This is a genomic window from Streptomyces mobaraensis NBRC 13819 = DSM 40847 (assembly GCF_017916255.1).
GTDB classification, from domain to species: domain Bacteria; phylum Actinomycetota; class Actinomycetes; order Streptomycetales; family Streptomycetaceae; genus Streptomyces; species Streptomyces mobaraensis.
Map to the genome: position 1 here is coordinate 2,828,781 of NZ_CP072827.1, position 14,953 is coordinate 2,843,733.

Consider the following 14,953-nt stretch of genomic DNA (forward strand, 5'->3'; position numbering starts at 1 on the left):
ACCTTTGGGGCATGGTGGACATATGGAGCCTCACGCAGCTCACACATCACGCTACGTCTCGTACGACGCGGCGGAACTGGCCTACCGAGTGCTGGAAGCCCGCACCACCGACGCCCCCGGCGCCTCCGGACCGCCGATCGTCTGCCTCGCCGGCGGCCCCGGCCGGGACGCCGCGTACCTGGGCGACCTCGGCGGCCTCGACGCCCGGCACACCCTCGTCGTCCCCGACAGCCGGGGCACCGGCGACTCGCCGCCCGCCGCCGACCCCCGCGGCTACGCCTTCCCGGCCCTCGCCGAGGACGTCGAGGCGCTCCGCGACCACCTCGGCCTCGACCGCTTCGCCCTCCTCGCCCACGACGCCGGCTGCGCCACCGCCCAGGCGTACGCCGCCCTCTACCCGCACCGGGTCAGCCACCTGGTCCTCGTCGCGCCCGGCTCCCGCCTCCAGGGCGAACTGCCCACGGACGCCGAGAAGATCTTCGAGTCACGCGCCACCGAGGACTGGTGGGTGGACGCCTACGTCGCCGTCCACTCCCTCGCCGACACCCACGACTTCACCGAGGCCCGCGCCCTCCTCCGGCGCGCCGCCCCCATGGGCTACGCCCGCTGGGACGCCCCGCAACAGGCCCACGCCGCCTCGGAGGACGGCCAGCTCCACCCCGTCCCCCGCATCGCCTTCTGGCAGGGCGTGGACGAACCCGCCCGGCTCGCCCTCCTCGACCACCTCCGCTCGGCCACCTTCCCCCTCCTGATCGTCACCGGCGACCGCGACGCCATCACCGGCGTCCGCGCGGGCGAACTGGTCGCCGCCTCCTTCCCCGCCGCGTCCCGCACCGAGGTACGGACGCTGTACGGGGTGGGGCACTACCCGTGGGTGGACGAACCGGAGATGTTCCGCCCGGTCGTCGAGGACTTCCTGGCCCGGTGACGGCCGCCGCCGTGAACGCCGTATGACCACTGTGTGGCAGCCGCTCCGGCACTGTTGAACACGTCGGGCACCCTTGCCTATGGTCGTGGAGCCGGTACAACACGGCCGTGTGCCCGAGTGGTTGAGGGGCTCGCCTGCAAAGCGAGTTACGCGGGTTCGATTCCCGCCACGGCCTCTCCTGTCAGTGTCCCGCCATAACCTGTCCTCCCTGATACCGCGCCACCAGGGAGGGTCGCATGTCGCATGTGCCGGAGAGTCGACGTGTCGGGCGAGTCGCCGTCAACAAGTTGCGTTCGTTGCTGGAGCAGCGGGGTCACATCGTCCAAGAGATCGACGGGGCGAATGACCACGGCGAGGACATGCTCGTCACCTTCGTCAGCAATGGCCAGAGAACGGAAGACACTGTCGCGATACAAGTGAAGGGCGGCAGCTCTCATCGCACACGAAGGGGCTACCGCGTTCGGGTCGACCAGCACGCGAGCAATTGGCGAAACAGCAACATCCCTGTCCTGTGCGTGGTCCACGATCCGGAACCTGACACGCTGTACTGGGCCAACGCGACCCGGCAGCTGCGCAGGGCAGCGGCTCAGCGAAAGGTCCTGAAGTCCGTCGTCATCAGCAGGGATACCGCGCTGACCGAGGGAACACTGGACGATTTCGTACGGCAGGCACGCCGCTGCGTAGACCTGGAACGACGGGGCATCGGCCGGTTGTCGGACATGGCAGGTGTCGAGTTCGGCGAGACCGATATCGTCAAGCCGTTCCGAACGGATGACGTCGGCGAAGACATGGTCTTCTGGCAACGCAAAGGCGAGCCCTTCGCAACCCTGTTGCATAACGACCTGGACTGGGCACCCGTACGCATAAGCGAAGACATGCTGAGATTCGGCCCCTTCTTCCCACACATCGGCGACGTCGTCCTCGCTGAAGCAGAGGCGCATTGGCTGATCGCATGTTTCAAGACAAGCGAATGGTGGCGGCGCCCGGAGAGCACGTGAGACCACCGCCGTTCCACCGGTTCGCTTCCAGGCTGTAGTCCCGTCCCCCCGACGAGAGAAGCCAGGAGCCTGAGTACCCGTACTCACGCCATGCCCCCGCCGTCGGGCAATCGTACGGATGCCCAGGTGAGATGCCCGTTCGTAACGTGACAGGCATGACATCGGCCGACACCCACCAGACGCCGGACAGCGCGTCCAGCACCGGCGTGGCTTTCCTGAAACTGCTCGGCGGCGTCGCCCTGTGGCTCTTCGCCGCGTTCACCTTCGCAGTCCTGCCCGTCTGCGTGATGGCGAGCGACGGTTGCGACGCCGGCGACACCAAGATGATCTGTACGGCGACGGGTCAGAACGCCGTGGTCTGGACACCGGTCCTCGCCGCTCCCGCTGCCGCCCTCCTCGGCACCTGGGGACTGGCCTCCCGCCGCGAGAACGGCCCGCTGGCCTGGATGATCGCCCTCATGATGCTGATGGCGACGTGGTTCGTCGTCCTCTCGATCGCGCGGTGAGGGAGATGAGCGCGGGGAGTGGCCCCCGAGACGCCCCGCCTGCCCGCCCACGGACGGCCGCCGGGAGAATCGGGCGTGCAAGAGGCGACCTCGTGTGCGCCGACCCGCTCGGACAGGCACGTCATCCCATGGATCCCCTCACCACCGGCGACCCCCTCCGCCTCGGCCCGTACCGTCTCGTCGGCGTGCTCGGCGCGGGCGGCATGGGCAAGGTCTACCTCGGCCGGAACGCCGCCGGGGGCACTGCCGCCGTCAAGGTGCTGCACCCGGAGACGGCCCACGACCCGCACATGGCGCAGCGCTTCGTCCGCGAGGCGCAGGCCGCACAGGCCGTGACGAGCCCGGGCGTCGCGCGGGTGCTCGGGGCGTGGACGGAGGGCGGCCGGCCGTGGATCGCCACCGAGTTCCTGGCCGGGCCGACGCTGACCGAGGCCGTGGAGCGGCACGGGCCGTTCGACGAGGCGGGGGTGCGGGCCCTGGGCGCCGCGCTGGCGCGGACCCTCGGGGACATCCACGCCGCCGGCCTGGTGCACCGCGACATCAAGCCGTCCAACATCGTCCTGACCTCCTCCGGCCCGCGCGTCATCGACTTCGGCATCGCCCGCCCCGAGCACGGCCTCACCCTCACCACCACCGGCACCAACCCCGTCACCCCCGGCTACGGCGCCCCCGAGCAGGTCCTCGGCCGGCGAGTCGGCCCGCCCGGTGACGTGTTCTCACTCGGCGCCGTCCTCGCCTTCGCGGCCACCGGCCGGCGCGCCTACGACGGCACGGACGTGGCCTCCATCCAGTACAAGGTCGTCCACGAGGAACCGGACCTGGCAGGCCTCCCCGCCCCGCTGCACGCCCTGATCGCCCCCTGCCTGGCCCGTGAACCCGGACACCGCCCGCAACCCGCCCTCGTCGCCACCGCGATGGCCCCGCCCAAGGGGGCCGACCGCGTCTGGCGCCGCGGCCCGCTCGCCGCCGACATCGCCCGCCGCGAGGCCGCCGCGCGCGAACTGACCATGCTGGCCGCCGCGCCCACCACCACCCCGGGACTCTCCCGGCGCCGCCTCGTCACGGCCCTGGTCGCGGGCGCCGCGACGGTGGCCGCAGCGGGCGGCGCCGGGACGTGGTGGTACCTCCGCGACGGCGCCTCGGCACAGCAGTCCCTCAAGGCCGACCCGCCACCCCCGCCCCAGCCCTGGGACGCCAAGCCCCTGACGGCCGGGCAGTACGAGGAGGGCCGCCCGCCCGCCGAACTCTGGGGCCCGGTCGGCACGTTCCCCTTCGCGCCCGCCCCGCTGCCCGTGCGCGACCTGGTCATCGCCATGACGAGCGACGGCCTGGCAGCCTTCTCCGTCCGGGACGGCATACCGAAGTGGCGGGTGAAGAGCGAGCAGTACGGCCGGTTCGCGGGCCGCTCCGGCATCGTGGCGACCCCGTTCGACGGCGGCCGGCTGGTCGGCCTGGACGCCACCACGGGCGACGAACGCTGGAGCGCGTCCGTCGACGCGGACCACGTCCTCGCGATGGACGACGAGGCGGTGTACTTCGTGAACGGCGCCGGGTCCCTGCACCCCAGCAAGATCACCGCTTTCGACTTCCGCTCCCGCGAGATCCGCTGGGCCGTCCCCCACCCGGACCGGGAACCGACCCACTCCGACGCCGCGCTGGCGGTCCCCGCCCGCGACCGCCTCGTCGTCTACGGCCGGAACGGCGAGGTCCGCGCCCTCGACACCGCCACCGGACGCACCGCGTGGAAGCTCACCCAACGGCCCGACGGACAGGACGCGGTCATGCCGGCGGTCCGCGACGACATGGTGTACCTCGGCGGAAAGACCCTGGCCGCGCACCGCCTGGACGACGGCGAGAAGGTCTGGTCCCTCCCCTCCGCCTCCTTCCGAGTCAGCCCGACACTCGCAGGCAGGGCCTCCTTCCAGGGTTGGTCCGGCCCGACCGTCGACGGTTCCTTCCTCTACGCCCTGGACTCACCGGTCCTGCACTGCCTCGACCGCCGCACCGGCAAGACCGTCTGGACCCACCGCCTGGACGACCGCGCCTACCCGCCCCTCACACCCCCCGCCGTCCAGGGCCGAACCGTCTGGACCGTCACCGGAGGCAGCGACTCCGCCGCCCTGGCCCTCGACAAACAGACCGGCAAGCCCCTCTGGTCCTACCCTTGGCGCGGCAGCGTCTCCCCGTGGCTCGTCGGCTCGGGCAACCGCGTGTTCCTCTCCTCGAACGGCTCACTGACCGCGATGCCGGTGGTGTGAGCCGGCACGGGACGGGGGCGCCGGCGGCTCTCGGCGCACCCGCCGGAAATCACCCAGAGTAAGGAGGCACATGCCGGCTTTCTCGCCCCAGCCGCCCATTCGCGGCGGGGCACCGGGCGCCGACCCACCTCTCGTCCGACCACTCCGCGCCCCCTACACCAAGCCATGCGCGGCTACCGACCGTCAGGCACGCAGCGTGTCACACGCCGACGCTAACTCCGGGCGCCCACACGAGTTTTGATTCGAGCATGAACCGACCACGCGTCACCTTCGGCATCGCCGCGACAACCCACGCGCACACTTCCGGGCGACATGGCGGGCGAGCGCGGACATGCGGCGAAATGCCCCCATGCACACACTCATGACAGACTCTGACAATTTCTTGCCGCCTCAGCAAAGTTGACTTACAGTCACCCGAGCGCGTGCCGGTGGACCACCGCACCCCCACCCGCACCCATGACGCGAACCGACCGACCAAGGAGGGGCGATGTCTGACTTCGGTCACGCCGACGACGGCATGGCGGACCTGCTGCGGAGACTGAACGAGGTGACGGAGCGGATGCACGAAGCCTGCGCCGCACTGAAAAAGGTCGGCCCGAAGGGGCTGGGGACACAGGGCCTCGACGCTGCTTGCTACCACTTCCAGGACAACTGGCACGACGGCATCAAGCGCATAGCCAAGGGGTCCAAGCACGTCCACAGCGCCCTGAAGGAAGCCTCGAAGGAGTTCACGGAATACGAACACGTCGTGCGTCAGGGGTTCAGCCCCAAGGGTCGGTAAGCCGCCGCCACCCCGCATCCGACAAGCGGATCCACACTCAGGAGAGACATGTCCGACTCCGCATGGCCTGGACTCGGCTTCAACCCCGCGAAAGGCAGCGTGAAAACGACCGACTGGCTTGCACACGATGTCGGCCGCGTCGCAGACGAACTCGAAGAACTCCACGGCCTGATAGAGAAGATAGGCAAGTCGGACAAGGTCTGGAAAGGTGAGGCGGCCACGGCTTTCAGAAGCCAGCTCGGCAAGCTGCCCACCTACCTGCAGCAGGGCAGCAAGTCCATGCATGACTGCTCGCGCGCGCTGAAGCAGTGGCGCGAGCACCTCCACGCCCACCAGGAAACAGCGAAGCGGCTGGAAGCCGACGCGGTCGCCGCGAGGTCACGGGTCAGGGAGACGGTCGAGGCCAGCAAAACCGTCAACCAGAAGATCGACGACATCAACCGCAACCATGTGCAGATCTCCAAGGCCGAAGCGGACAAGCTGACGAGCGAGAGCAGCAAGGCCGCCTCGGAGGCCAGCAAGGCCGTGCACGCGCTCGACCTGATCATCGCCGAGGCCGAGCGCCTCCGCGAGCAGTGGGAGCGGAACTCGGAGGCAGCGGCCAAGGCGATACGCGAGGCCGCCAAGAACCACCCGCCGGACATCAGCGTGTGGGAGCGAATATCCGGCCGCCTCAACCAGGCGTGGAAGGGCTTCAAGGACTTCCTCGTCAAGCACGCGGACCTGTTCTCCACATTGTCGAGCGCATTGGCCCTCGCAGCGATCGTGGCCAGCGTCTTCCCGCCTGCGGGAGCCGTTCTGGGCGGCTTGTCGGTCGCCTGCGCGAGCGCGGCGGCGGCGGGGCACTACATGGCGTGGAAGCGTGGCCTCATCGACAAAAAGACAGCTTTCACCAAGATGGGAATGGACAGTTTGGGCCTCTTTCCCACGTTCGGGGCCGGCAAGGGGCTCGTCCTGGGAATAAAGGCAGGCGCCAGGGGCGGAAGATTGCTCAACGGAGCCAAGGAGGCGCGTACAGGATTTTTGGAAGGCTTCACGAACCCCATCAGCACCAAGAGCATCAGCGCTACCGTGAACCGGATCAGCGGGAAGTTCGGGAAACAAATCATCGGAAAGCCTGGGGAAAGCATGATCCGCCCGGAGGCGGTCACCGGTCCGATCAAGGCCCTGACCACCATACACGGGCTGGAAAAACTGATCACACATGGCGAAAGTTCCAGCCACCACGAGAGGGAACCTCTCATCCAGGCACCCGCACCCTACACAGGCAGAAGAGGTACACCCACCGCGTTCCATAAGGCCCTGGCCGCCTGATCAAGCAGATGAAACCCTCCATGGACACCCCTGCTGGTGACGACCTCTACATAACCTGGCTTCCCCCCGCCTTCTTTCACCCTCTTCCGCTGGACTCCGTGGATGCCGAGGAGGCGGCCGACCAGCTTTACTCCCTGACCGAGAGACTCCTGCCGTCCGGTACCGACGAGGAGAGACTCCGGATGTGCGTGACCTACGGGTACCTTCTTGAGGGCCTCATTGAGGCAGGAGCCGAGTACGCGGCCTTCTGCGCTCTCGACATGGGCGGGGGGAGGCAGAGCACCGCTTCCTTGGCGATGTACCGACTCGCGCTTGAGGACTACGCGATCACGAACCCGCTCAGCCAGACGGCATCCGCCCTCAGAGAGGCCTACCCAGGCGATGACATACGTTTCGCCGACCTCCCCTGCGGCAAAGCCGTTGTGCGCATAGGAGACGAACCGTTCCTGGTCCCTTCGGAGTTTTCGGGCACCGGCACCCCGGTCGAGATGGTGAGGGGAGTGATCCAGGTCTACACCCCCTCACCTGACGAGTCGGACATGGTAGTGCTGGAACTCGGGACTCCAGCCATGGACGACTGGGATTTCTATTCCGAACTGTTCGCCAGTGTCGTGCAGACCGTGAGCTGGTCCACTGAGGACGAACTGCTCTTCCTCGCGGAACCGTCCCAGACTTTCGACCCCGTCGACAGCGCGTCCACCGCTGCCGCGCAAGAAATCTACGCGCATTCGAGCAATGTCCTGGACGCCTTGGCGATGCATGGATCGGTCAGTCCGGAGAACCGCTTGAGCGAGGTCGTCTGCCACGACTGCCGAGCGGTAAAAAGCCCTATTCCGTGTTCCCTCCTGCACGAGTGGTCCGTGCGCGTCGTGACGGCTCCCGACAACTCCATCGATGTGATGCGGCGCGCCGAGGCCGCTCTGCTGGATCACGGCTGGAACCGGACTCCTCCATCGGCAACGGCAGTCCATTCCTTCGCAGCCGTGCACGCCGCGGGCTACCGCCTTGGCCTGACCCCTCTTCCCGGCGGACAGCGGCTTCTCGTCAAGGTGCTCGGCCCTTGCCGGAGGCCGGTCGAGACGCCTGCGGGATGCCACCGGTCGGTCAAGAAGCCTTGAGAGGTCTCCATGCCAGAGAAATTCGACCAGGCCCCACGCAAGTCACAAGCCGTCGTCGACTATGAACGGATCGCCGGTAAGGGCGCGTGGTACGACGAAGCGGGGTGCACCCTCGCCCTCTTTCCCCTCATAGGAGCCCTGCTCGGCTTCGGCAGCGACTTCCCGGGAGGTTATGCGGTCCTCCTGCTCGTTCCCGTCGTGGTTTGGCTGTGGGCCCTCGCCATTCGGCGTGCCTTCCGTCTGCGGCCGTTGTCCGCCGACACCCGCGATTACGTGCGGCGCCTGGTGGACGCCGAGGAGAGAGGCGTATCGATCCCACAACCGTCCGCCGCCTTGCAGCCGTTGTATCGGGCAGAGAAAACAATGCGCGAACACCGGGTGGAGAAGCCGCGCAAGAAGCAGTGCTGACGCCGGGCCGGCCTGTACGCGCCTTCGAGACCCCTGGACACCCAAGAAGCGGGAGCCGTGCTGACCGAGTTGTCGCCGCGACTGAAGGAGTTGCTCACCAGCGAGAAGAAGGAACGGCGCTACCGCCGCCGGAAGGAAGCCCGGAAGCGGCGGTGAGTCGTGCCGGCGGGCTCCCTTCCACCCGTTCCGCCGTCACGCCCCCGTCGGCACCGCCACCGCCGCCTGCGGGCGGATCGGGAGGCGGTTGACCGGGCGGCCGGTGGCGGCGCGGACGGCCGAGGCGATGGCGGCGGGGGAGGTGACGACCGGGACGGCGCTGATGGCCTTGGCGCCGAAGGGGGCGACGACGTCGCGCTCCTCGACGAGCTTGACGATGCGGATGTCCGGCGCGTCCAGGGACGTCGGCAGGGCGTAGCCGCTGAAGTCCGGGCGGCGGACCTGGCCGGCCGAGGTGCGGAGGTTCTCGGTGAGGGCCGCGCCGAGGCCCTGGGTGAGGCCGGCCTCGATGCGGGCGTGCGCCTGGGCCGGGTTGAGGACGCGGCCGACGTCCTGGGCGACGGCCATCTCGACGACGCGGACGGAGCCGAGTTCGACGTCGACGTCCACCACGGCCCGTACCGCGCAGAAGGCGATGCCGACGAAGGCGTCGCCCTGGCCGGTCTCGTCCAGCGGCTCGGTGGGGTGGGGGCGGCACTGGGCGGTGGCCCAGAGCTCCTTGCCGTCGAGCGCCTCGGCGACGGTGGTGCTGAGCACGCCGTCGTACGACGTGATCTTGCCGTCGGCGATCGTCAGCAGCTCGGTGGACATGCCGAACTGGGCGGCCAGGGGCTGGAGCAGCTGGGTGCGGACCATGCGCGCGGCGCGCTCGACCGCGCCGCCGGAGACCCAGGTGTGCCGGCCGTGGGCGGCCGGGCCGCAGGGCGGCTGGTCGGTGTCGACGGGGGCCACGTAGACGTCGGTGATGCCCAGGACCTCCTGGACGATCTGCCGGGCGAGGGTGGCGAAGCCCTGGCCGGTCTCGACGGCGGCGCAGATGACGGTCGCGACGGAACCGCTGACCTTCACCGTCGCCGTGGACACCTCGTCCGCGCCCTCCGCGCCGAGCATGTGGACCATGCCGACGCCGTAGCCGACGCCGCGCCGGACGGCGCCCGGTTCCCCGGCGCCCTCCAGCCCGCCGGGGAGCAGCCACTCCTCCTCGGGGTCGTCCTTGGGGAGCACGGGCAGGGGGAAGTCGCGGACGGCGGCGAGGAGTTCGGCGACGGGGGCCGGGCAGGTGACCGTCTGGCCGGTGGGCAGGATGTCGCCCGTCGCCATGATGTTGCGCATGCGCAGTTCGGCGGGGTCGATACCGAGCCGCGCGGCGAGCTTGTCCATCTGGCCCTCGTAGGCGGCGCAGACCTGCATGGCCCCCTCGCCGCGCACATGCCCGGACGGCGGGTTGTTGGTGCGGACGGCCCAGCCCTCGACGAAGGCGTGCGGGACGACGTACGGGCCGCAGGCGAAGGCGACGGCGGCGGCCAGCGCGTCGGCGGAGGAGTCGGCGTAGGCGCCGGCGTCCATCAGGATCTGCGCCTCGACCTTGACCAGCTTGCCCTCCGCGTCCGCGTGGTGGCGGTAGCGCAGCAGCGTCGGGTGGCGGTGGGCGTGGCTGAGGAACGACTCCTCGCGGGTCGCCGCGAGCTTCACCGGGTGGCCGGTGCGCAGCGCGAGCAGGCCGAGCGGCAGTTGGACGCCGGAGTCCTCGCGGTCGCCCATGGCGCCGGGCACGCCGGTGACGACGATCTTGACGCGTTCCGGTTCGAGGGCGAAGCAGGCGGCGGCCAGGTCGCGGTCGGCGTGCGGGTCGGTGGAGGCGCAGTAGATCTCGACGCCGCCGTCGGGCCGGGGCACGGCGAGGCCGGCCTCCGCGCCGATGGGCGCCGGGTCCTGCCGGCCGATGCGGTACAGCCCCTCGACCACCACCTCGCCGGTGACCTCGGGGTCGCCGAAGCGCAGCGGGATGTGGCGGATGAGGTTGCCGTCGGGGTGCAGCGGCTCGGCGGAGAAGGCCAGTTCGGGGTCGGTGACCGGCTCCAGCACCTCGTACTCGACGGCGATGGCGGCGGCGGCGAGCCGGGCCGTGTCCGGGTGGTCGGCGGCGACCGCGGCGATCGGCTCGCCGTGGTGGCGCACCACGTCGGACGCGAACACCGGACGGTCCGCGACCCGCCGTCCGTGCGCGGCGTCGCCGGGCACGTCGGCGTGGGTGACGACGGCGTGCACGCCGGGCATGGCGGCGGCCGTGGCGGTGTCGATGGAGACGATCCGGGCGTGCGGGTGCGGGGACCGCAACACGGCCGCCCACAGCAGGCCCTCCGCCCACAGGTCGGCGGCGTACGGGAAGGTGCCCTGCGTCTTGGCCGCGGCGTCGGCCGCCGGGACGGACGCGCCGATGCCCTGCGGGGGCCCGTCGGGGACCGGCGCGGGCGCGGTCACGGAGGAGGTGACCAGGGCGCCGAGCACGCCCGTCACGTCGTCCGGCCCTCCCGAGCCGCCCGCTCCGGCGTTGCCGCCCATCCCCGTCATGCCGTCGCCTTTCCACTGCCGCCGTCGTGCGGCCCCGTCTGGTGCGGGATGCGTCCCGTCGCCGAGTCCTGTTCCCCGGGCGCCTGCTGGGCCTCTTCGAGCGCCGCGGCCGCCTCGGCACGCTCGTCGGCGACCTGGCGGACGGCGTCCAGGACCCCCCGGTAGCCCGAGCAGCGGCAGAGGTTGCCGCAGATGGCCTGACGGGTCTCCAGTTCGGTGGGGGCGTGGTTGCCCTCCAGGAGGTCGTGGACCGTCATGGCCAGACCGGGCACGCAGAAGCCGCACTGCACGGCGCCGCAGTCGGCGAGGGCGCGCTGCACGTCGGAGGGCTGCCCGTCCTGGGCCAGCCCCTCGACCGTCCGCACCTCGGAACCGGCGGTCAGCGCGGCGGGCACCAGGCAGGAGGCCACCAGCCGGCCGTCCACCTGCACCGAACACGCGCCGCACTCGCCCTGCGAGCAGCCGTCCTTGGCGCCGGCGAGACCGAGGCGCTCGCGCAGGACGTAGAGCAGGGACTCGCCGATCCACGCGTCGGTGACCGGCCGGTCGGTGCCGTTGACGCGCAGGACGTACGAGGCGCAGGGGTGCTCGGTGGCGGGCGCCTGCGGCTCGTCGAGCGCGGAGGGCTCAGAGAGACCAGAGAGACCAGAGAGACCGGAGGGACCGGAAAGGTCGGAGGAGGCCGAGAGGTCGGTGGGTTCCGTGGGGTCGGCGACGTCCGTGTGACCTGCGGAGCCGGTGGGTTCCGTGGTGTCGGCGGGGGCGCCGGGGCCGGAGCTTTCCGGGAGGGCGGAGGCGGCGTCGGCCGGGCCAGCCGGCTCGGTCTGTTCGAGCCGCTGCTCGTGAGGCGCGCCCGGGGCGCCCTCCTCGGGCAGGTGCTCAGCGGGCGCGGACGCGCCGTGCGGCGCGGAGGCATCGTGCTGTACGGAGGCATCGTGCGCTGCGGGTGCGTCGTGCGGCACGGAGGGGTCATGCGGTACAGGCGCTGCGGCATCCGGCCCGGGCGCGGGCGCGGGCTCCTGCCCGGCGGGCGGCTCGTGTCCCGCCTCCACCGGGTCACCGGCAGCACCGGCAGCACCGGCAGCACCGGCCCCATGCTCGCCAGGCTCCCCGTGCGCTCCACGCTCCACGGGCGCGTGCGGCTGCTCCGGGCCGTGGCCCGGTACGGACTCGGCGGCGTGCGCGAGGGGTTCGGCGTGCGGGACGGCCTCGGGGGCCGCGCCGGAGGGCACGCCGGGGGCGTCGTGCGGCGCGGCGAGGCCGTGCTGCCCGTACCCGTCGTACGCGCCCCGCGTGTCGTGCGCGTCCTGGCCCTGGTGTCCGTTCGGCTGCGGGACGGCGGCGGGGGCGCCCGGAAGGTCGGTCACCACCTCCCACGCGCCACTGACCACCTGTTCGCCCGTATCGGTGACGTTCGCGGCGTCCGTACCGGGCCGCGGCGTCAACCCGTCGCCCGGGTACGCGTTCACGCGGTACTCGCCCGACGCGTCGGGCGTGTCGCCCGCCGTCGCCGGGGCGGCCGGCACCGACCACTGCCCGGTCGGTCCGCCGTGCTCGGCCGCGTCGGCGGCGGGCGCCGGGGCCGTGGGCACACCGGCCCCGGCCGTCCCGTCCGTACCGCCGTCGACAGGCAGGTGCCAGCCCCCGGCCCCGGTGTCACCGGAACCGGGCGCGGAAGCGGGCGTGGGCGCCGGCACGGAAGCGGGCGCGGGAACGGGCCACTCCACCGCCGGATGCGCGGCGGCGGGCGTGGCACCCGTCCCCCGCGGCGCGGCGTGCAACGCGTACTCGCCGGACTCGTCGACCGGATCGTCCCCGGCCGCCGGAATCGACCACTGCCCGGTGGAACCGCCCTGCGCGGCGGCGTCCGGCTCCGCCCCGGGCGGGTACGGCAGCGGCCACTGCGCGGTGTCCTGCAGACCGGCGGAACCGTCGGGGCCGCCGGCCGCGGCCACGCCGGAACCGTACGTGCCGCCGGGCCCGTACGCGTCCGCCTGGTACGCCTCGGCGCCGTACGCCTCGTCACCGCGGCCCTCGCCGCCGTGGGCGTCGCCGCCGGGCACGCCGGAGCCGTACGTGTCGGACCCGCCGACCCCACCGGAGCCGTACGCGTCGGCGGACGCGGCCCACTCCGTCGGCCCGTCGACCATGCCGGAGACGTACGGGCCGGCCGGCCAGTCGTCGTGCTCGGGCTGCGCCGCGCGCCCGGCGTCCCCGGAGCGCGCGCCGGCCTGCTGCGGCACGGACGCGCCCTGGTGCGGCTGCTGCGGCCCCGCCTGCTGATGCTGCTGATGGGGTGCCACGGACTGGTGCGGCAGCGCCTGGTGGGGCACCGACTGATGGACACCGGGCTGATGCTGCACACCGGGCTGCTGACCGGCCTGGGGATACCCGGGACCGGGCGCGGGCGCGGCGCCCTGATGCTCCTGGCCGCCCGCCGGATACTGCGGCACCGCGTCCCATGACGACGCCGCCGCGGGCGGCGCGTACCCCGTACCGGGCGCGGCCAGCGGCGCCCAGCCGGCGTTCGCGCCGGTGCCCGGGTGTGCCAGCAGTTCGGGCGGAAGCTGGACGAACGCCGTGCCCTCCGCGTCGATCTCCGCTCCACGCGGCATGGGCTGCCAGCCGCCCTCGACGGGCGTCCGGGCGTGTCGCTGCTGATCGTCACTCACGCGAGTGCCCTCCCCAGTGCTCGGCGGGCCAGAGTCGCCACGGTACGCCGCAGATGCAGCACGGCCGGCGGCAGGGTACCTTCTCCCGGCGCCTGGACGGCGTGGCCGGTGCCGTCGTCGAGGCCCTGCGGGGCGGGCGGCGGGTCGGGGATGCAGGCGGCGGCCACGTAGTCGCCGAAGGCGGTCAGCGCCTCGGGGGCCAGGGTCCGTTCGCCGTCCCAGTCGATGAGCGAGGCCACCCAGTGCTCGGCGTCGTACGGGCGCAGCGGCATCGGCGCGACCGCGCCGACCGCGCACCGGACCATCCGCCGGGCCGGGTCCAGGACCACCGCGACGGACGCGGTGGCGCGGCCGGGGCCGGTCCGGCCGGTGGCCTTGAGGAAGGTCTGCGGGGCGTGCAGCAGCGGGACGCGGACGTAGCCGATGAGCTCGCCCGGGTGCAGCAGTTCGATCCCGGCGAGCAGCCTGCCGACCGGGATCTCACGCCGCCCGCCGGGGCCCGCGATGACGAGGGACGCCTCCAGGGCCGCGAGGACGGGCAGCGCGTCGCCGGTCGGCGCGGCGGAGGCGATGTTGCCGCCGAGGGTGCCCGCGTTGCGGATCTGCGGGGGTCCGGCGGCGCGGGCGGCGGCGGCGAGCGCGGGGATGAGGGCGGCGAAGTCCGGCCGGCCCATGCGGGCGTGGGTCAGTCCGGCGCCGAGCAGGGCGTGGCCGTCCTGGTACTGCCAGCCGCGGATCTCGCTGATGCGCCCGAGGCCGACGAGCCCGGCGGGGCGCAGCAGGCCCGAGTTGACCGCTGCCATGAGATCGGTGCCGCCCGCGACGGGCACGGCGGCGGGCATGGCGGCCAGCGCCGCCACGGCCTCGTCGAGCGAGCCCGGCAACGTCACCGTGTGCGCCGCCTGCGGTGCGTGCGTGGTCAACCCAGCTGCCCCTTCCCCGGTGGTCCCGGCTGTTCCGGCCGTCGCGCCGGCATTCCGCCGTACGGTACGTGCTCACGGTCCGGACGTGGCAACTCTGGCACATCTTCCGAGCCCGCCGTCGCGAGGGTCCGCGAACCGCCGCCCGTCCCCGGCCGGTCCGGGTGCCCCGGAGCGGACGCGACCCGCACGCGGCGCGGGCCACCGGGCGGCGGCCCACCACGCGTACCGGCCGGACGCCCCGGCCCCGCGGACGCGTCACGCCCGGAGGGGCGAACGCCCGGGCGCGTCGCGGGGCGGAGCGGCGCCCGGGAACTGTGCGGGGCGCGCGGCCCCGGCGGTCGGCGACGCGCACGGCCGGGTCGACCGGACCGGCCGGGCCGAGCCGTCGCCCCGGGCCGTCACCCCACGGGCGGGACGCCCTCGTCCCCGCCCACCATGGCGCCATATGACCGACTTTGACCACTCCTTGTATGACTTAC

The 14,953-nt window shown here is 72.1% G+C and carries 11 protein-coding genes and 1 tRNA gene; 9 read left to right on the forward strand and 3 right to left on the reverse strand.

The window, feature by feature from the left end; translation table 11 throughout:
• Nucleotides 1–22: 22 nt before the first annotated feature.
• From J7W19_RS11925 to J7W19_RS11965, 9 genes are all read left to right on the forward strand, one after another.
• Nucleotides 23–928 (forward strand): alpha/beta fold hydrolase, encoded by a 906-nt coding sequence (locus J7W19_RS11925; RefSeq protein WP_040891536.1) that lies wholly within the window; start codon nt 23–25, stop codon nt 926–928.
• 103 nt (nt 929–1,031) lie between these two features.
• Nucleotides 1,032–1,103, forward strand: a tRNA-Cys gene (locus J7W19_RS11930).
• 61 nt (nt 1,104–1,164) lie between these two features.
• Nucleotides 1,165–1,926: a DUF4365 domain-containing protein gene (locus J7W19_RS11935; RefSeq protein WP_004950596.1), complete on the forward strand. Its 762-nt coding sequence runs from the start codon at nt 1,165–1,167 to the stop codon at nt 1,924–1,926.
• A 155-nt stretch (nt 1,927–2,081) separates the two neighbouring features.
• On the forward strand, nt 2,082–2,432 hold the full coding sequence (locus J7W19_RS11940) for a hypothetical protein (protein ID WP_004950599.1): 351 nt from the start codon (nt 2,082–2,084) through the stop codon (nt 2,430–2,432).
• Nucleotides 2,433–2,560: 128 nt separating this feature from the next.
• The gene (locus J7W19_RS11945; RefSeq protein WP_004950603.1) at nt 2,561–4,690 is read left to right on the forward strand and encodes a serine/threonine-protein kinase; all 2,130 of its coding nucleotides are present in this window, start codon (nt 2,561–2,563) and stop codon (nt 4,688–4,690) included.
• Nucleotides 4,691–5,177: 487 nt separating this feature from the next.
• Entirely contained in the window at nt 5,178–5,471 is a 294-nt protein-coding gene (locus J7W19_RS11950; protein ID WP_004950605.1) for a hypothetical protein, read from the forward strand.
• 48 nt (nt 5,472–5,519) lie between these two features.
• Nucleotides 5,520–6,785 (forward strand): putative T7SS-secreted protein, encoded by a 1,266-nt coding sequence (locus J7W19_RS11955; RefSeq protein ID WP_004950608.1) that lies wholly within the window; start codon nt 5,520–5,522, stop codon nt 6,783–6,785.
• A 20-nt stretch (nt 6,786–6,805) separates the two neighbouring features.
• The gene (locus tag J7W19_RS11960; protein WP_004950611.1) at nt 6,806–7,903 is read left to right on the forward strand and encodes a hypothetical protein; all 1,098 of its coding nucleotides are present in this window, start codon (nt 6,806–6,808) and stop codon (nt 7,901–7,903) included.
• Nucleotides 7,904–7,912: 9 nt separating this feature from the next.
• Entirely contained in the window at nt 7,913–8,311 is a 399-nt protein-coding gene (locus J7W19_RS11965; protein WP_004950612.1) for a hypothetical protein, read from the forward strand.
• 192 nt (nt 8,312–8,503) lie between these two features.
• On the opposite strand, the gene J7W19_RS11970 is transcribed toward J7W19_RS11965, so the two are convergent.
• The 3 genes from J7W19_RS11970 to J7W19_RS11980 are packed head-to-tail and all read right to left on the reverse strand — an operon-like array spanning nt 8,504 to nt 14,474.
• Nucleotides 8,504–10,870: a xanthine dehydrogenase family protein molybdopterin-binding subunit gene (locus J7W19_RS11970; RefSeq protein ID WP_004950618.1), complete on the reverse strand. Its 2,367-nt coding sequence runs from the start codon at nt 10,868–10,870 to the stop codon at nt 8,504–8,506.
• Between the two features lie 5 nt (nt 10,871–10,875).
• Nucleotides 10,876–13,551 carry a 2Fe-2S iron-sulfur cluster-binding protein gene (locus J7W19_RS11975; RefSeq protein ID WP_158688817.1) on the reverse strand — a complete coding sequence of 892 codons (2,676 nt, stop codon included), beginning with the start codon at nt 13,549–13,551 and terminating at the stop codon, nt 10,876–10,878.
• On the reverse strand, nt 13,548–14,474 hold the full coding sequence (locus J7W19_RS11980; protein WP_004950625.1) for an FAD binding domain-containing protein: 927 nt from the start codon (nt 14,472–14,474) through the stop codon (nt 13,548–13,550). The genes J7W19_RS11975 and J7W19_RS11980 overlap by 4 nt, the downstream gene beginning before the upstream one ends.
• Nucleotides 14,475–14,953: the final 479 nt, after the last annotated feature.

What these genes read in the sequence shown, in the direction of transcription:
- J7W19_RS11925 (WP_040891536.1), top strand. Translation starts at nt 23, where the DNA reads ATGGAGCCTCACGCAGCTCACACATCACGCTACGTCTCGTACGACGCG.
- J7W19_RS11935 (WP_004950596.1), top strand. Translation starts at nt 1,165, where the DNA reads ATGTCGCATGTGCCGGAGAGTCGACGTGTCGGGCGAGTCGCCGTCAAC.
- J7W19_RS11940 (WP_004950599.1), top strand. Translation starts at nt 2,082, where the DNA reads ATGACATCGGCCGACACCCACCAGACGCCGGACAGCGCGTCCAGCACC.
- J7W19_RS11945 (WP_004950603.1), top strand. Translation starts at nt 2,561, where the DNA reads ATGGATCCCCTCACCACCGGCGACCCCCTCCGCCTCGGCCCGTACCGT.
- J7W19_RS11950 (WP_004950605.1), top strand. Translation starts at nt 5,178, where the DNA reads ATGTCTGACTTCGGTCACGCCGACGACGGCATGGCGGACCTGCTGCGG.
- J7W19_RS11955 (WP_004950608.1), top strand. Translation starts at nt 5,520, where the DNA reads ATGTCCGACTCCGCATGGCCTGGACTCGGCTTCAACCCCGCGAAAGGC.
- J7W19_RS11960 (WP_004950611.1), top strand. Translation starts at nt 6,806, where the DNA reads ATGGACACCCCTGCTGGTGACGACCTCTACATAACCTGGCTTCCCCCC.
- J7W19_RS11965 (WP_004950612.1), top strand. Translation starts at nt 7,913, where the DNA reads ATGCCAGAGAAATTCGACCAGGCCCCACGCAAGTCACAAGCCGTCGTC.
- J7W19_RS11970 (WP_004950618.1), bottom strand. Translation starts at nt 10,870, where the DNA reads ATGGGCGGCAACGCCGGAGCGGGCGGCTCGGGAGGGCCGGACGACGTG.